At 42.0% G+C, this 16683-nt stretch carries 17 protein-coding genes; 9 read left to right on the plus strand and 8 right to left on the minus strand.

The genetic code is table 11. The annotated features are described in order from the left end of the window. Position 1: 1 nt before the first annotated feature. From ABEB05_RS07745 to ABEB05_RS07755, 3 genes are all read right to left on the minus strand, one after another. Complete coding sequence (locus tag ABEB05_RS07745) at positions 2-766, minus strand: succinate dehydrogenase/fumarate reductase iron-sulfur subunit (RefSeq protein WP_265788992.1); 765 nt, start codon at positions 764-766, stop codon at positions 2-4. 76 nt (positions 767-842) lie between these two features. After that, positions 843-2762: a fumarate reductase/succinate dehydrogenase flavoprotein subunit gene (locus ABEB05_RS07750; protein ID WP_265788994.1), complete on the minus strand. Its 1920-nt coding sequence runs from the start codon at positions 2760-2762 to the stop codon at positions 843-845. A gap of 27 nt (positions 2763-2789) precedes the next feature. Next, on the minus strand, positions 2790-3497 hold the full coding sequence (locus tag ABEB05_RS07755; RefSeq protein ID WP_265788996.1) for a succinate dehydrogenase cytochrome b subunit: 708 nt from the start codon (positions 3495-3497) through the stop codon (positions 2790-2792). Positions 3498-3737: 240 nt separating this feature from the next. Between ABEB05_RS07755 and ABEB05_RS07760 the strand changes: the two genes are divergently transcribed. From ABEB05_RS07760 to coaBC, 7 genes are all read left to right on the plus strand, one after another. Beyond that, on the plus strand, positions 3738-4364 hold the full coding sequence (locus ABEB05_RS07760) for an IMPACT family protein (RefSeq protein WP_265788998.1): 627 nt from the start codon (positions 3738-3740) through the stop codon (positions 4362-4364). Positions 4365-4439: 75 nt separating this feature from the next. Then, complete coding sequence (locus ABEB05_RS07765) at positions 4440-4988, plus strand: cob(I)yrinic acid a,c-diamide adenosyltransferase (protein WP_265789000.1); 549 nt, start codon at positions 4440-4442, stop codon at positions 4986-4988. A gap of 87 nt (positions 4989-5075) precedes the next feature. Further along, entirely contained in the window at positions 5076-6419 is a 1344-nt protein-coding gene (gene glmM / locus ABEB05_RS07770; RefSeq protein WP_265789001.1) for a phosphoglucosamine mutase, read from the plus strand. A 69-nt stretch (positions 6420-6488) separates the two neighbouring features. Further along, the gene (locus tag ABEB05_RS07775) at positions 6489-7370 is read left to right on the plus strand and encodes a YicC/YloC family endoribonuclease (RefSeq protein WP_265789003.1); all 882 of its coding nucleotides are present in this window, start codon (positions 6489-6491) and stop codon (positions 7368-7370) included. Next, positions 7363-7941, plus strand: a complete 579-nt coding sequence (gmk, locus tag ABEB05_RS07780) for a guanylate kinase (protein ID WP_265789005.1) — start codon at positions 7363-7365, stop codon at positions 7939-7941. The genes ABEB05_RS07775 and gmk overlap by 8 nt, the downstream gene beginning before the upstream one ends. A 14-nt stretch (positions 7942-7955) precedes the next feature. Next, complete coding sequence (locus ABEB05_RS07785) at positions 7956-8249, plus strand: DNA-directed RNA polymerase subunit omega (protein ID WP_265789006.1); 294 nt, start codon at positions 7956-7958, stop codon at positions 8247-8249. Positions 8250-8252: 3 nt separating this feature from the next. Further along, on the plus strand, positions 8253-9458 hold the full coding sequence (gene coaBC / locus ABEB05_RS07790) for a bifunctional phosphopantothenoylcysteine decarboxylase/phosphopantothenate--cysteine ligase CoaBC (protein ID WP_265789008.1): 1206 nt from the start codon (positions 8253-8255) through the stop codon (positions 9456-9458). An 18-nt stretch (positions 9459-9476) separates the two neighbouring features. Here coaBC and ABEB05_RS07795 read toward each other — a convergent pair whose 3' ends face one another. Together ABEB05_RS07795 and ABEB05_RS07800 are read right to left on the minus strand one after the other, a co-directional pair. Then, positions 9477-11606: a PAS domain S-box protein gene (locus tag ABEB05_RS07795; RefSeq protein WP_265789010.1), complete on the minus strand. Its 2130-nt coding sequence runs from the start codon at positions 11604-11606 to the stop codon at positions 9477-9479. Positions 11607-11651: 45 nt separating this feature from the next. After that, positions 11652-12794 (minus strand): hypothetical protein, encoded by a 1143-nt coding sequence (locus tag ABEB05_RS07800; protein WP_265789017.1) that lies wholly within the window; start codon positions 12792-12794, stop codon positions 11652-11654. Positions 12795-12914: 120 nt separating this feature from the next. Here ABEB05_RS07800 and ABEB05_RS07805 point away from each other — a divergent pair, with 120 nt between their 5' ends. Both ABEB05_RS07805 and ABEB05_RS07810 read left to right on the plus strand, forming a co-directional pair. After that, entirely contained in the window at positions 12915-13871 is a 957-nt protein-coding gene (locus ABEB05_RS07805) for a hypothetical protein (RefSeq protein WP_265789018.1), read from the plus strand. A 1-nt stretch (position 13872) separates the two neighbouring features. Beyond that, positions 13873-14733, plus strand: coding sequence for a PGAP1-like alpha/beta domain-containing protein (locus ABEB05_RS07810; RefSeq protein WP_265789020.1), 861 nt, complete (start codon positions 13873-13875; stop codon positions 14731-14733). Here ABEB05_RS07810 and ABEB05_RS07815 read toward each other — a convergent pair. From ABEB05_RS07815 to ABEB05_RS07825, 3 genes are all read right to left on the minus strand, one after another. Then, entirely contained in the window at positions 14702-15424 is a 723-nt protein-coding gene (locus ABEB05_RS07815; protein WP_265789022.1) for a hypothetical protein, read from the minus strand. The two genes, ABEB05_RS07810 and ABEB05_RS07815, sit on opposite strands and share 32 nt — an antisense overlap. 33 nt (positions 15425-15457) lie before the next feature. Then, complete coding sequence (locus ABEB05_RS07820; RefSeq protein ID WP_345694244.1) at positions 15458-16111, minus strand: hypothetical protein; 654 nt, start codon at positions 16109-16111, stop codon at positions 15458-15460. 45 nt (positions 16112-16156) lie between these two features. After that, positions 16157-16683 (minus strand): hypothetical protein (locus ABEB05_RS07825; RefSeq protein WP_265789028.1); only part of this gene is annotated, 527 nt, incomplete at its 5' end.

Consider the following 16683-nt stretch of genomic DNA (forward strand, 5'->3'; position numbering starts at 1 on the left):
CTCAGGCCTCATTGGCAAACGTCGCCTTCATATAATTACGACGCATTTCCGCAATAGCAGAGATAGAAATACCTTTAGGACAAACTGCTTCACATTCTGCGAAGTTGGAACAATCTCCAAAACCCTCTTCCTCCATTTGCTCAACCATGGCTACCGTTCGCTTCTTGCGCTCGGGTTCGCCTTGTGGCAATCGATTTAAGTGCGATAATTTCGCCCCTGTAAACAGGGAAGCGGAAGAATTCGGACAGGCTGCCACGCAGGCCCCGCATCCAATACAAGTAGCATAATCAAAAGCAGTGTCTGCCACTGACTTATCAATGGGGATAGAGTTGGCATCGGGTGCTGAACCGGTCTTGACTGATACATAACCGCCGGCCTCAATAATACGGTCGAAAGCGCTGCGATCAACGACCAAATCTTTGATGACCGGAAAAGCCTGGGCCCGAAAAGGTTCCACAACAATAGTGTCTCCCTCACTATAATTACGCATATGTAACTGACAGGTACAGGTAAGAGCTTTTGGACCGTGTGCGCGACCATTAATCATAAGATTACAGGAACCGCAAATACCTTCCCGGCAATCATAGTCGAATTCGATAGGCTCTTCCTCACCTTTGGCGACAATCTGTTCATTGAGCACGTCAAGCATTTCCAAAAAAGACATATGCTCATTAACATTGTTAAGGGTGTAATCAACCAATCTACCGGGCTCGTCAGGGCCTGCTTGGCGCCAGATTTTTAAGTGGATGGTAAATGTATCAGCCATAATTAATTATTTTACCTAAAATTAGAACACAGATAATAGTGCTTTACTATTCTGTTGAGTCAGTTCTAATTGTGTTCTATTTATAACTTCGTTGTTTCAATTCTACGAATTCAAATTCAAGGTTTTCTTTATGGAGCTGTTCCCGGAGCTCTCCATTAACATCTTTGAACTCCCAGGCAGCTACATAAGAATACTCCTCATCGTTTCGCAGGGCTTCCCCTTCTTCACTTTGATGCTCCTCCCTGAGATGGCATCCTGCCGATTCATCACGATGAAGCGCATCCTCCGCCATCAGTTCACCAAGCTCAAGAAAATCGGCTACGCGACCTGCAAACTCTAAGTATTTGTTATAATTAGCTGCCTCTCCCGGTACGCGTACATTCTGCCAAAAGTCTTCACGTAGAGAGCGAATCTCTTTAATGGCTTTCTTCAATCCTTCTTCATTCCGGGAAATTCCAACCTTATCCCACATTATTTGTCCGAGTTCACGGTGATATTCAATCACACTCTTATCTCCCTGAACGTTTAGTAGCTTATCAATATGCCCCTGGGCATTTTGGGCCGCTTCATCAAAAGCTTCATGTTTTGTGTCTACTTCTCCTAATTCAGTATCAGCGATATAATTACCAACCGTATACGGAATAATAAAATAACCATCAGACAGACCCTGCATAAGGGCACTGGCCCCCAATCGGTTGGCCCCGTGATCAGAGAAATTGGCCTCTCCAGCTACAAAAAGTCCGGGAATGGTACTCATAAGATTGTAATCCACCCACAGGCCACCCATTGTATAATGCACCGCCGGGAAAATACGCATTGGCTCTTCATAGGGGTTATCACCCGTAATATTTTCATACATCTCAAAAAGGTTTCCATATTTCTCGGATATGCTCTGACGGCCTTCCCGCTCAATAGCATCCCGAAAATCCAGATAAACGGCACGGCCAGTCGGACCTACGCCCATACCCTCGTCACAGACGATTTTAGCATTTCGAGAAGCAACATCCCTCGGTACCAAATTACCAAAGGCGGGATATTTTTCTTCCAGATAGTAGTATCGTTCTTCATCAGGGATATCGTTAGGGTGTCGATCGTCTCCTTTCTTTTCAGGTACCCAAACACGTCCATCATTACGCAGGCTCTCACTCATTAACGTAAGTTTGGATTGATAATCCCCGGATACGGGTATACAAGTTGGATGGATCTGCACATAGCAGGGATTCGCAAAAGCTGCTCCCCGCTTATGGCATCGCCATGCCGCCGTAACATTCGAATTCTTTGCATTGGTAGAGAGATAAAACGCATTTCCATATCCCCCACTGGCCAGCACAACCGCATCAGCCATCCAACGCTGAATTTCACCGGAAACCAAATCACGGGTTACAATGCCACGCGCCTTCCCATCCACAATAACCAAATCCAGCATTTCGTGACGGGTATGCATTTCAATATTCCCTTCATGCACCTGACGCATCATCGCCTGGTAGGCCCCCAGCAACAACTGCTGACCGGTTTGGCCCCGGGCATAAAATGTTCTGGAAACCTGAGCCCCTCCAAACGAACGATTAGCCAACAGTCCGCCATACTCGCGGGCAAAGGGAACTCCTTGAGCTACAGCCTGATCAATAATCTCATTGGATATCTCTGCAAGGCGGTATGTATTGGATTCACGAGAACGATAATCTCCTCCTTTTATCGTATCATAAAACAGTCTCCAAATAGTATCTCCGTCATTGGGATAGTTTTTGGCTGCGTTAATTCCTCCCTGTGCTGCAATACTGTGAGCACGACGTGCAGAATCCTGAATGCAAAAGCTCTTGACGTTATATCCCAATTCTGCCAGGCTTGCTGCCGCAGACCCACCGGCTAAACCGGTACCTACAACAATAATATCGTGTTTACGTTTATTATTAGGAGCAACCAGTTTTATATCTTGCAAATGATTAGACCATTTTTGTTCTAATGGTCCTTCAGGTACTTTTGAGTCTAATTTCATAAGTCTAATAGTGGATTTACAAAATAATTATTGGCATTGAATAAGTGCTGCTTCACAGCCTCCGCCAAAATAGATATAAAGAGGAATAATCAGGAAGCCGACCGCCATTAAGATGGCAAATATAACACCAACAGTATAAATAAGAGCTGAATATTGATTGTGTTTCATCGTCAAGGAGGTAAATGCACTCCAAAATCCATGTCCCAGATGGAATCCAAGTAACAGCATAACAGCTGTATACCCGAAAGCCCAAATAGGCTGCTGAAATGTTGAAATCATCAATCCTTTCAGATCTCTGGCTTCTTCACCGCTGGGCAAGGTAACCATCTCGGTTGCCCCAAATTTAAAGGTATCAATATGAATCACTAAAAATACCAGTAAAACTATGCCGGTAAAAATCATTGAGCGTGCCGCCCAGGTCTGGTGGCTGGGACCACCCTTAGTCTGATACTTTTCATAGCCCTTGGGACGTGCTTTTCGGCGATTCCACCAAATTGAAATGCCGATATAGGCGTGCAAAAGAAAAGCAATCGCCAAACCTGCTTCAAGGATATACAAAAGCCAGCCCATACTTTCGAGTGTATAGGCTGCTTCGTTAAAGGCATGTACATCTCCAAAAATCTGAAGATTGGTGGCTAGATGGAAAATAATAAACACAATTAAGCCAACACCAGTAATACCTGTTAATATTTTTCTACCAACCTGCGATTTAAGCGCTTTCAGAATTGATGCCATCACTAATATTAATGGTTAAAAGTACCGTTTATCCGTCCATTTACACCAACGTTCGGATCTGTTACCAAGGCATAGAAGATGAGGCGAAATGGATAAAAAGGCAAGACATAGAATAACCTATATAAGATATAGATCTTATTCAGAAATATTCTAAATTGGCAGTCATGATTATTAATTGATAATTGGGTATTTGTTCATAATTTATTGTCAAGTTTCCAACACAGGTAAAACATTTCAGCATTGAAAACGGTTCAGAAAACCAATAAAACGTCTTTTCGGGAAAAGGGGTCCAAATTCATCGGCTACCTTTTCCCGGCCATTTCTATTAGCCAGTTTGAACAAAAATTTGATGGAATAAAATCAAAATATCCGGATGCGACCCATCACTGTTACGGATGGCGAATAAATTCCCATAACATTGAAGAATTTGCGCAGGACGATGGAGAGCCAAATGGAACAGCGGGTCGCCCTATTCTGAATCAACTAAAATCATATAATATTGTTAACTGCGGCTGTATTGTCGTACGCTATTATGGTGGCACCAAATTAGGAAAATCAGGACTTATCCAGGCTTATGGATATTCAGCCAGACTATGTCTGGACAAAGCTAAGTTACTTACACTAATACCCACGCGTAATTTTCGAATCACCTACCCTTACCACTGCCAGTCACAAATTGATCAGCTTAAGAATAGTTTTGATCTGAAAGAAATTAAGGCACAATACCTGGAGGAAGTTAGCCTTGATATAGCGTGTCGAACAGAAGAGGCGGAACAATTATGGAAAAAACTTACTAAACTAACACATCAGAATATAAAAGCCGCCAAGATAGGAAATGGTTTTGTGACATTACCTTCGAAAGAGTAATTCCAATCGTATTAACCTGATAATTTTCTGTATACTCTGTAATTTAAATTTCATTTTATTTACCTTCACAAAATTATGAAGATATATACTAAAAAGGGAGATTCAGGTGATACCTCCCTGTTCGGCGGGCAGCGAGTTTCGAAGTCAAATGAACGCATCCGAGCCTACGGAACAGTGGATGAACTCAATTCATTTGTAGGGTTAGCTGCCAGCTACGAACTTTCTGATACAGGAACGGCACTTTTAAAGAAAGTACAGGAATTATTATTTGTGCTTGGTGCAGATTTAGCGACTCCTCCCACCTCTAAAACACGCATTAACAGGATTTCTGAGGAAGATGTGGATTTTCTGGAAGATGCCATAGACGATATGGAAAAAGAACTTGATCCCCTGAAAAACTTTATCCTGCCTGGCGGCTCTCAACCCGGAGCTACACTTCATGTATCTCGCACGATATGTCGACGGGCTGAACGGGCAGCCGTAGCCTGTCAACAGACAGATGAAATTTCTGATTTAACAATTAAGTTTCTCAACCGACTCTCGGATTTCCTCTTTGTGATTGCACGATTTGAAAATAAGCACGCCGGATCTCGTGAAGAAAGTTGGAAACCTGAAAAGCAGTAACCAGTGAACAGCTGGCAGTTAACAGTAAATATACATACTAACTGCTTCTCTTAATTCATGATCACTCAAATAACTAAGAACTAGAAAATGTCATTAATGATTTCTGTCTCGGGTATCCGGGGCGTTTTTGGAACTGATTTAACACCAGAAAACTTAACCCAATATACAGCTGCTTTTGGTCAATGGACCGGGGGTGGAAAAATTGTAGTCGGTCGAGATACCCGCGTTACGGGACAGATCTGTGAAGATATCGTCTGCGCTACATTACAATCAGTAGGTTGTGAGGTCATTAAAGTAGGGATAGCGCCTACTCCCACCGTAGCAATGGGCGTGTTAAAACATAAGGCTGACGGAGCGATTATTATATCGGCAAGCCACAATCCCGAGGAATGGAATGCCTTGAAGCTGCTTAACAGCAAGAGTGAATTCCTGGATGCTGATCAAGGTAACGACGTTATCGATATCAGCAAAGAACAATCCTACTCCTACAAGAAATTTGATGAAATCGGTACGGTGACAGAAGATCCAGATCTGCTGGACTATCACATCCAAAAAATACTGGACCTGCCCTATATTGATCCCGATCTCATTGCCTCGAAAGGTTTTTCAGTCGCTATCGACCCGGTAAATGGAACAGGAGCTACGAGTTTGCCCAAACTGTTAAAAGCTCTGGACGTTAACACTATTGAAACCATTAATGACGAACCGAGTGGACTTTTTGCACATGTTGCTGAACCCCTACCCGAACATTTAGGCGATATTTGTGAACTTGTCAAAGAAAAAAAATGTGATATCGGGTTTGTTACTGATCCCGACTCCGATCGGTTAGCGATCGTTTCTGACAAGGGGAGTTTATTTGGCGAAGAATATACACAGGCTGCTGCTTTCGACTTTTTGCTGGATAAGAAAAAGGGAGCCTGTGCAACGAATCTCTCGTCCTCAAGAGTTGCTGAAGATATCGCCCAGAAGTACGAAGTTCAATGCCATCGTTCAGCTGTTGGAGAAATTAATGTCGTTAAAAAGATGCAGGAAGTGAATGCCGTTATCGGCGGTGAAGGAAACGGCGGGGTTATCAATCCGGACTTACACTACGGGCGCGACGCCTTGGTTGGAATGGCAATGGTCCTGCAGTTGCTAGCCGAAAGAGACATTACAGCTGATGAATACCGGAATTCACTTCCTGATTATGTAATACGAAAAAGCAAAATGAAACTGGCTGATGTTGACGGGGATGCCATTCTTGCTAAGGCCAAAAATATATTCCAAAAATACGATCCCGATACCACGGACGGTGTGAAAATAGATTTTGAAAACGGATGGGTACATCTGCGCAAATCCAATACTGAACCGATCATCCGGATATATTCTGAAGGCTCGTCGGCGGAAGAAGCCAAAGAGCTGGCGGATCAGGTTGTAAATGCCGTTCAATAATATTTTGTTCACCAACTTACTTTATTATTTTAGATTCAGGTATTTTCCTAAATCTTTATCCAATTTCTTATGATTACATCCATGACGGGCTTTGGTCGCGGCGAGGCCTCATCGGAAGGTATTTCGGTGATGGTTGAACTTAAAACAGTCAATAGCCGATATCTTGATATTTCACTTCGACTTCCGAAGATCATTCAGGAACAGGAACTGGAATTTAAGGAGCTTCTCCAGCAATCCCTGGAGCGAGGAAAAGTCAATGTAAACATTCGGATTGACAAGGCTAATACTGGCAAGCCAGAGGTAACATTCAACAAAAAACTGGTTCGCGGTTATAAAGAAATGCTTAAAGAATTAAGTGAGGCTGCGGGCATAAATGAGACAGTTCAGCTTTCAGACTTAATGCAGTTCAATGATATTTTTGAATCGAGGGAGGAAGATGAGGAAACTCAGCAGCTGATTTGGGAACTAACCCAGGCAGCTACTGAAAAAGCGCTAACCATGCTCATGAATATGCGCCGGCAAGAAGGAACACAGCTGGAAAACGATCTTCTGCAACGAATTAATGATATCGAAGAGAAGCTTGATACTGTACTAGAGATTACTAATGGCCGTGCGGAGGAAACCAGGAATCAACTACTGGAACGAATTGATGAGCTTATTGAAAGTGATAAAATTGATGAAGAACGCTTGGAAATGGAAGTCGCAGTACTGGTTGATAAAATGGATATTACCGAAGAAATTGTACGAACCCAATCCCATATCAAGTTTTTCCGGAAGGCGGTAAAGAACGAAGAGTCGGTAGGTCGAAGACTTAACTTCTTGAGCCAGGAGATTAATCGGGAAATTAATACTATCGGTTCCAAAGCCAACGATTCCGAAATATCACAACACATCGTACAGGCCAAAGAAAGTCTGGAGCAAATCAGGGAGCAGGTGCAGAACGTTGAATAATACGACAAATCGGGGAAAAGTTATCATCATTGTGGCGCCAAGCGGCGCCGGGAAAACAACCCTAGCTAAACGTTTGCTGAAGGAACACCCTTCCATTAGATTTTCTGTGTCAGCTACAACGCGTCCCCCGCGTGAGGGAGAAAAAAATGGTGAGGATTATTATTTCCTTACTGACGAAGAATTCAAAAGGAGAATTAAAAAAGGGCATTTCCTGGAGTGGGAAACCTACAACGGAAACCGATATGGCACTTTACAATCAGAAGTTGATAAGTTAGTGGAATCTGGGTATTTTCCCTTGCTTGACATCGAAGTGAAGGGAGCCTTGAACGTGCAGAAAATTTATGGCTCCGATGCAATTTCTATTTTCATTGAACCACCTTCACTGGAGGTTCTAAAAAATCGTCTCCTTAACCGGGGCAGCGAAACAGATGCCTCAATAAAACGACGGTTGGAGCGGGCTGAAATGGAAATAGAATATGCAGAAGACTTCGACTATACTGTTACAAACGATGATTTGGATACCGCTTATGCCGAGATCCAAGCAATAATAGAACCTTTTATTACCGACTAAACCAGAGATCAACGATGTCTATTAAAACGCTTGATATTGAAAAGCTTAATAAAAATACCGGTAACCAATATGAATTGATTACCATTATGTCTAAGCGGGCACGCCAGATTGCTGCTCAGGAAAAACTTCAGCTCGATGAAAAGTTAAAGTATTTTGAAGGCTTTGAAGATGAAGATGAGTTTTCGTTCAATGAAGAACAGGAAAACATCTCAAAGGAATTTGAAAAACTTCCCCATGCCACCCAGCGTGCTATTGACGAAATGCGCAGAGGTGAAGTTTACTTCCGGTATCCTCAAGACGAAGAATAACCAATGCTATCCGGTAAACGGATTATTTTAGGAGTTTCTGGTGGAATAGCAGCCTACAAGGCTGCTTTTCTTTTACGGGCGTATCAAAAAGCAGGCGCCGAAGTACGCGTAACCATGACGCCCGATGCCCGACGATTTGTAGGCGCAGAAACTTTTGCCTCTCTTTCTAAGCATAGCGTTGCTATTGATATCTTTTCTGAAAACCAAACCACTTCCAATAGCTGGACTAAACACATCGACTGGGGCGAATGGGCCGATCTTTTTGTTATTGCTCCTTGCACAGCGAATACGCTTGGAAAGATTGCCGGTGGACTTTCTGATAATATGCTAACCGCTACCGTCATGGCTGCCCGTTGTCCACTCCTGCTATGTCCCACTATGGATGGTGAGATGTACCGCTCCCCGGCCGTTAAGCGAAACCTGGAAACGCTCAAAAGAGATGGGATTCATATACTGGAACCGGAGGAAGGTTACCTGGCCAGTGGATTGGAGGGTAAAGGACGCCTCCCTAAGATAGAGAATATTTTGGCAAAAAGTCGTGAAATTATCAAGGAGAATCTAAAAGAAGGACTTCTCACCAATAAAAAAGTAGTGGTTACCGCTGGTCCTACCCGGGAATTTATTGATCCGGTACGCTTTATTTCTAATCCCAGTTCCGGTAAAATGGGGGTGGCCATGGCCAGAGCTGCACAAAAGCTGGGTGGCGAAGTCTCTCTTATTCATGGCCCCATTCAAGTTCCAATCCCAAAGGGACTATCCTCTACTGAAATTACATCTGCCCATGACCTTTTTGAGGAAGTAAAAAAGCAAGCGGATGCAGAGGTTATTATTATGGCTGCGGCCGTAGCTGATTTTACACCTGCTGATACTTCTGACCAAAAAGTTAAGAAAGACCAGGCTGATACTTCCCTATCCCTACAAAAAACGCATGATATTTTATCCTGGCTTGGAAAAAACAAGCAAAATGGACAAATACTTATCGGCTTTGCCATGGAAACAGAAAATCTAATTGAACAAGCTAAAAAAAAGAGAGCACGAAAGAAGATCGACTGGATTTTAGCCAATTCTATTGCTAGCAAGGAAAGTGGCTTTGCCACTGATAAAAATACAATCATAGCCCTGAGCGAAGAGTACCAGCAAACCTTTTCCGGTGATAAAGAAATAATCGCCGAACAAATACTAAATATGATTTTCGGCGACAAAGCCTAACTCTACACTAATGATATCTTAAATTTTACCCGAACTGCTTGAGCCGGGCTTATCTGCTTTGATAAAGGTAAATTCAAATTCAGAGCCCCAATCACCACTTTCTATTTCAATTTCTGTTTCTAGTTGTTTGGTTAGGTTTTCTATAAGGGACATCCCCAAGGAAGTTTTTCTCATTTCCTCAAAATTTTCCGGAAGCCCTATACCATCATCCTGGACTTGCACTCGTACCATGTCCTCTTTCTTTGATATCGCCACATCTAGCTGTCCTGAATCTCTACCTTCAAATGCATATTCAAAACTGTTAGTAACTAATTCGTTAACAATTAATGCACAAGGAATAGCCTGATTAATATTAAGCCAGAAATCTTCACTCGATACATTAACGTCGATATCCTTGTCTTCAGGTTGCAAGGTATTGGTAATTACCCGAACGAGTTTCTCAATATAGCTGTCCATTTCAATTTCGGAGAGTGTTTTGGATTGATACAACATCTCATGGACAATAGACATCGACTGAATGCGAAGCTGACTATTTTGCAAATAACTGGCAAGGCGCTCATCATCTACACTCATAACCTGCATTTGTAATAATCCCGATACAATAGCGAGGTTATTTTTAACCCGATGATGAATTTCTTCCAGCAAGATCTTTTTGTCATGCACCGATTGTTTAAGCTTTCGCTCATATTCTTTCTGCTCTGATATATCCATATAGATTCCAAAGCCCGCAATAGGTTCACCATCAAGGTGCACCGGAATAATACTCAGCAACAGGTCGAGCTCTTCTCCATCTTTAGTATATCTTTTGATATCCGTATATAGTCGATTGCCATGCAGTCCATCATTCGACATTTTAGGCGCACCATCTCCGGAGGATAAAACCTCATCGAGATTTTGGCCCAACACTTCCTCTTCTGTATAACCGAAAAGATCTTCAAAGCTTTTATTAATCTTTGATACATTATTCTCTGTATCGACCATAACCATCGCGCTGGGAGCCTGCAGAAACAGATTTCGAAATAGCTCTTCACTCCTGCGAAGCTTTCGTTCATTTTCTTTTTGTTTGGTAACATCTCGGACAACAGCCTGTATATAAATATTTTCCCCAAGACTCACACTATTTAAACTTACTTCAGTATCAATGAGTGACCCGTCTTTACGCTGATGCTGCCAATAAAATACTTGAGGACCTTCGGTAAGGGATTTATTGATAACCTTTCGGGCTTTTTGCAGGGAAGGTTCACCGTCTGGCTGATATTCCGGTGAAAAATCAGCCGGTGTATTGCCTAAAATTTCATTTTTACTGCAGCCAAAAATAGTGCAGACCTGCTCATTGCACTCTATAAAGCGATCTTTTTCCATTAAAAAGATCCCATCATTGGCATTTTCAAACAGCCGCTGGTACCGAAGCTGTATCTTCTTTTGTTCTGTCACCTCTTCCAGGAAGGTAATTACCGATATTAATGCCCCGTCATCGTTCCTGCGTGCTGAAGCATGGACTCTTAAATCAATCAGTTCTGAATTTTTGTCGTATAGTTTAACATCGTAACGAGATTTTTCTTTTTTACCGGATATTAGATAATCCATTTCTTGCTCTACAGTTTCAAGCTCATCGGCTGAATGATAATTAAAGTCATAGGGTGTCTTTCCCATTACTTCTTCCGAGCTGTATCCCATTTTTTCTGCCGCTCGGTCATTCCATTCAATGATCTCGAAATCAGCATTCCATTTTACCATCCCCAACGGACTGTTATTTACATGATGATTCAGCTCGTCAAATGCTTTCTGAGCTTTACGTTCTGCTTCTATCCGCTCCGTCACATCATGAATAAATACCATTCGGGCGTTTACTTCTTCATAGCTATAGGAATGAGAAGAGATTTCTACGAAAAACTGCTCTCCATCCTTTGAGATATGACGCCAAAGATGATTTCTGGATGAAGAATCTTCCTGAATATCTTCTAATGCCTTTTTAGCCCACTTTCTTTGCTCTTCAGGATGTAATTGTGGTATGGTTAATGAAGAAGCTTCGCTCTCTGAATAGCCGTACTTTTTGCAAAACGCCTGGTTTACCTTAAGTACCCGTTGAGAATTCACACCATAAACCAAAACCGGCTTAGGATTTAATTCAAAAAGTTTCCAATCCATCTTTTTTACTGGATGTAATTAAATTTTATTTCAAAACTGTATAACCTAAAACTCCCACTTATACGTTCGATGTGTTTTGTGGTGATAGCAACCGAGCGCCTCCAGACTTCGTTGCATTAGCCAATTTTTTTCGCTCACCCACGCCCCTTCCAGGTATTCCAGCGTTGTAACCTTCTCCCTGGTCAGCTGAATACCCCGGGTAAAGGTCAATGCTTCCAATCCCATTTTCCTGAATTTTGGTTTTGTCCCATATACCAGTGATCGCAAATGCTTTGCCCGCCTTTTAAACCAAAACAACTTCGGATAATGCCACCAACGAAGCCTTCCATCCGTTTCCCTGGAAACTTCATTCAGATCGGGTACACATACCACAAATGATGCGGGTTCACCATCTACAAAAGCTAACAGCATACTTTCAGGTATTAAAACTGGTTTTAACTTCTCAACCATCTCCTCTACAGTTTCCTGCGTTAACTCGGTAAACTCTTCTTCTCGCTCATTAATATCCTGTTCACACCAGGCTTCATTATATATTTCCCGAATATATTCGGCATCCCTATAGATGTTTTTCTTATCAATAGGACGCAAGGAAACGCCGGGGCGACTTTCAATACGATCAGTTATTTTCCGCATCCGCTCCGGAATGGGATCATCAAAACTGCGTTTATAACTCCAGTGGTCGTCCAGCTTTTCGGCTCCTGTTTTTTCTATAAGATCTTTATAGTACGGCGGATGGTAAAACATGCCGTAGATGGGAGGTTCCTCATAGTTTTCTACCAATAATCCCCAATAGGTATCATTCTCCCCAAAATTTATAGGCCCACGCATTGCATTATATCCGCGCTTTCGATGCCACTCTTGGGCAAAAAGAATAATTTCATGTGCCAGTCCTGCATCATTCTCCATTTCTATAAATCCGAACCCACCCATTGTCGGCTCCAGCACCTTATCACGTTCAGGCGTATTCATTACTGCAAAACGTGCAACCACCTGTTCCCCATTTTTAACTAGAAAACGCTCACACTCTCCCTTAGAAAAAAAATCATTCTGGTCCGGATCAAAAATATTTTCGATCTCGAACCGAAAAGGAGGTGCCCAATTGGGAAACCCCTCATAAATGCGGAACGGAAGTTCATGAAATGCTTCTATCTGTTGCGCGCTTTCTACTTTTAGAAAATCGTAAGTCATAAACCTTTTAAAATTGAAGTAAAGAATATCAGGAGAATCTTCCGTAACTTAAGGTAGAATTACTTTAGAATTTCACCTACAATTATTCGGCAAAATGCCAACTAAATATCTGTACCTAGCTTGAAGGAACAAAAGAAAAAAGTGATCGTCGTTTTTCTGCTGTTAATTTCTTGTATTATTAGCGGATACCTGTTTATTACTGTTGAAACTTCAACTAAATCGCTTCGTTCATTTTCCCAAGCCGATTCCCTTATCCAAAATGAGTTCACAAACTTTAGCATAAATAACAGCCAGATCCGGCAGTACTCCGCACAAGCAGGCTCCTCCTTCAGTCGAAAAATATATCAAGCACGTCTTCCTGAAGAACAATCCAAGACACAATTTCATGCTGATTTAAATCGTACATTTTATCCATATGATATTGCAACCCCTGGAAAGGTTAATATAGCAGATGAAATCGTGCAAATCCATCTGCTTTATGAGGATATAATTTTCAGAACTATTAAGTTAGAAACCGATTCTGATCTCACTCTTCAACAAAATAAAGTCAGTATTATCTTGGCTTTTAATGCCATACCCAGCAGTAATATTTTAAGCCAATTGACGAGCTTGGGAGAACCTATCCCAATTTTATTGTCCATTGAGCATCCCATGCAGGCAAAAGAATTTCAGGAACAACTTTCAGGTCAATATAATCGCCTTATCTTTCGATTGTATAATGAGTACAATGAAGACCTTATACAAACCAATCCTTCTATAGCCCGGCGACGTGTTAATCAATTTGAAGAAATTTTACCCAATGCTCATTTACTTCTCAATGCAAACAGTAATAATAGCCAGAATATCATTGAGCAATCGGACCTGTCCTTTATAGAAGCACAGAGTGCCCTGCAGCTTCATCACAATCTTGGTAAAGCTGTTTTCCTGGATGAACTTAACAAATTAAAACCTGGCGCAGCCCACTCTCTGGCAATTATCAACGGAAATGCAACAACCCTGGGTTGGCTGGAAGAAAAACTACCTGAACTTAAACGCTCCGGAGTACAGATAGTACCTCCCGATCAAAGAGGTTTTTAACATGCTTGAACACTTAGATACTGATCGCTGGTTCAACAAACTGGAATTAAAAGAATTTCCCGAACCCAAAATCGTACATTTACGGCATCCTGTACTTCTTTGCCACGGCTATGGTGCCATTGCCTCGCTGGTAAAACCTTCCCCCCTTTATGATGTAGCGATGCTAATGCGTTCTCACAACGTGCTCGCTTATGCTCCTAACATTGTACCTTATGCCAAAATAGAAGTGCGGGCACGGCGTTGGGTGAAATTAATTAATAGCTTAACTGCCGAAAATGGCTATAACAAAATAAATATTATAGCTCACAGTATGGGTGGTTTAGACATCCGATATGCTCTCTCCGAGCTGAATATCGCTCGAAAGGTGGCATCCGTTACTACTATTTCCACTCCTCACCATGGAACTTCTCTTGCAGAGCTTACGCTTAGAACTCCTGATGCCATTCGCGATAAACTCGCTGACTTTTTGGACTGGATGGGCGACCGTATATATCCGAAAACAAAAAGTGATTCCGTAGGATCAGCCGAACAGCTAACGCGCCGTTATATAACAAAAGAATTTAATAACCGGATTACGGATGTGCCGGGTATTCCCTATTATTCCTATAGTGCAGCCGTCGGTAAGGGGACCGATATCCCCATTAAAGTAATCAGTCGTTTTCAAAACAATCATATCTTCGAAAAAGAAGGACTAAATGATGGCATGGTGTCTGTAAAAAGCGCCCGATGGGGACAGCATATCAAAACGCTTCACCTCTCTCATCTCGAACAGATGCACTTACGGGTAAAAGACGACCGAGAACCCATTTTCCTGGAATTTTGGCAAGAAGTCATTGAAATGCTTGAAGAACAAGGACACTAAAATGATCAGCAACAAAGGCTTTTGAAATTGCTCCCCAAATATTTTTTTTATGAACTACATTCCACCCTTCCTCCGGGTCTTCTATTAAGTAAAGATTAAATATCAGTTCAGACGAAGAGGTATATTCTATAGCTTTAATCTCCCAGCATGTTGCCTGAGGATCTTCCAATTGCCTAGAGTTTATATTCGCACAATTACTATCTGCCGTGATCTCAGGTTGTCCAAATATAATGGTTATAAAAGAATGTAGCCCTATATTTTTACAATGTGAAGGTATTTTTATTTCAATGGAATCATCCCGACCCGGCGGTGGCCTCAGTCCTCCATAGTTAGAACATTTTTGGTCTTCTATAACATTTGCTATGGTTAGATTATGGTTCTTTATAATCTGGCGCCGCAGATTCAGTTGTTTTTTTGATGCATAAAGATCCTTAGCTTCTAATTTACCTACGAATGAATATGCTGTATCTATGCTGCGTGGATCAATCCGTAAGGATGACTTTAACTTTTTAGGATCAGTCTGTGTAAGACCATTTGTTTTACCATATTCAACTAAAGTAGCATAAAGAGTACTGTCCCTATGTATATCATTTTTAAAATCTGTGTTAGATAATCTCTTATTGACACAACTTAACTGAACCAAAAGCATACATCCCAATAAAGATATATATATAACAAATTTAATGTTCATAATAATAGGCAATCTAAACTCTTAAATTTGTAATTAAAGCCCAGAACATTCTATAGCATGTAAAGTTATCAATTCGGATTCTTGTCCATTAGGTAGAATTATATGGTTTTTACCCATTGCGTGTTCAATTTCATGAACTAATCCATATTCAAGATTAACTTTGATTTCAGATCCATCCACATCTGTCATCTTAACGGTATTATCTCCATAATAATTGAGCCACAATTCGTCTAACAGAACCCCCATACTCGGATGACCTCTTCCTCCAAAAGAAAAATTACCGCCCGGATAATAGCGCAGCCCATATTCATTTAACAGTTGTTTTCCCTTTTGGGCAATTGCAGCACAGTCTGATCCCCGTTGTTCAATATTATCCAAAGCATTATTTGTCTTGCTTAAATATTCTCCCCCGGGAACAGATGACATGCACCAAGCTTCTTCCCAATCTTTAAGGTCAGAGTTATTACAATTGATATCGGTAGTATCGGGGTCTATGTCTGTTAGATAATCATCATCCAAGGATAACGTATTTAAATTTATCAGCTTATCCGTCACTTCCATTTCAAAGCATCCATGGACGGGATCCCCGCACGGGGCGCCTCCATCGCCTGAGCTACCTCCACCTGAACCTCCACCACCTCCGCCAGTGGAGCCTCCATCACCTCCGGATCCACCTGAGGAACACACCCTGCTCGTGGTACTACCACTGCAGGTGCGGCCGGTGTATTCTCGCTACCCATCGCTATAAACTCTGTACCAGTCGGTACAATGATGCGTGGTAACCGTAACGCACACCAGTTGCATTTCATCCGTATCCGTTTTTCCTCTGGTATTATCCCACATTTCAAACTCATCTTTTGTTTCCTCCGGAATAAAATCGGTCATTTCCCCTTTCGAATAGATTGTCGACAATGCTTGTTGTCCCGCTTCGTCAAACAGCGAAACCCGGCCGGTAAAATCCCCCGCATCCGCCCAGCTAAGGTCCGGGGTCTTTGTATTTCCCGGTTCCAAAAACTGCAATAAATAAAATTCAGGCTGATCTCCGGGCACAGCAATAAGTTTATACGTTACCCGATGAGGATGCCGATCGGCCAGCGCATCCGGATTAAAATCACTTGCCCAATCGAGCGAGAATTCATAATAGGGCTGTTCTAATACCTCCGAATAACCTTCTGTTCCCTTGCTCCACTCTATGGAGAAATTATAAGGGATTGCCTCAGTAATATACTGCGCTTTAAAATTCTGTTGCAGCTCAGAAC

Source organism: Fodinibius salicampi (assembly GCF_039545095.1).
In the GTDB taxonomy this organism is placed as follows: Bacteria; Bacteroidota; Rhodothermia; order Balneolales; family Balneolaceae; genus Fodinibius; species Fodinibius salicampi.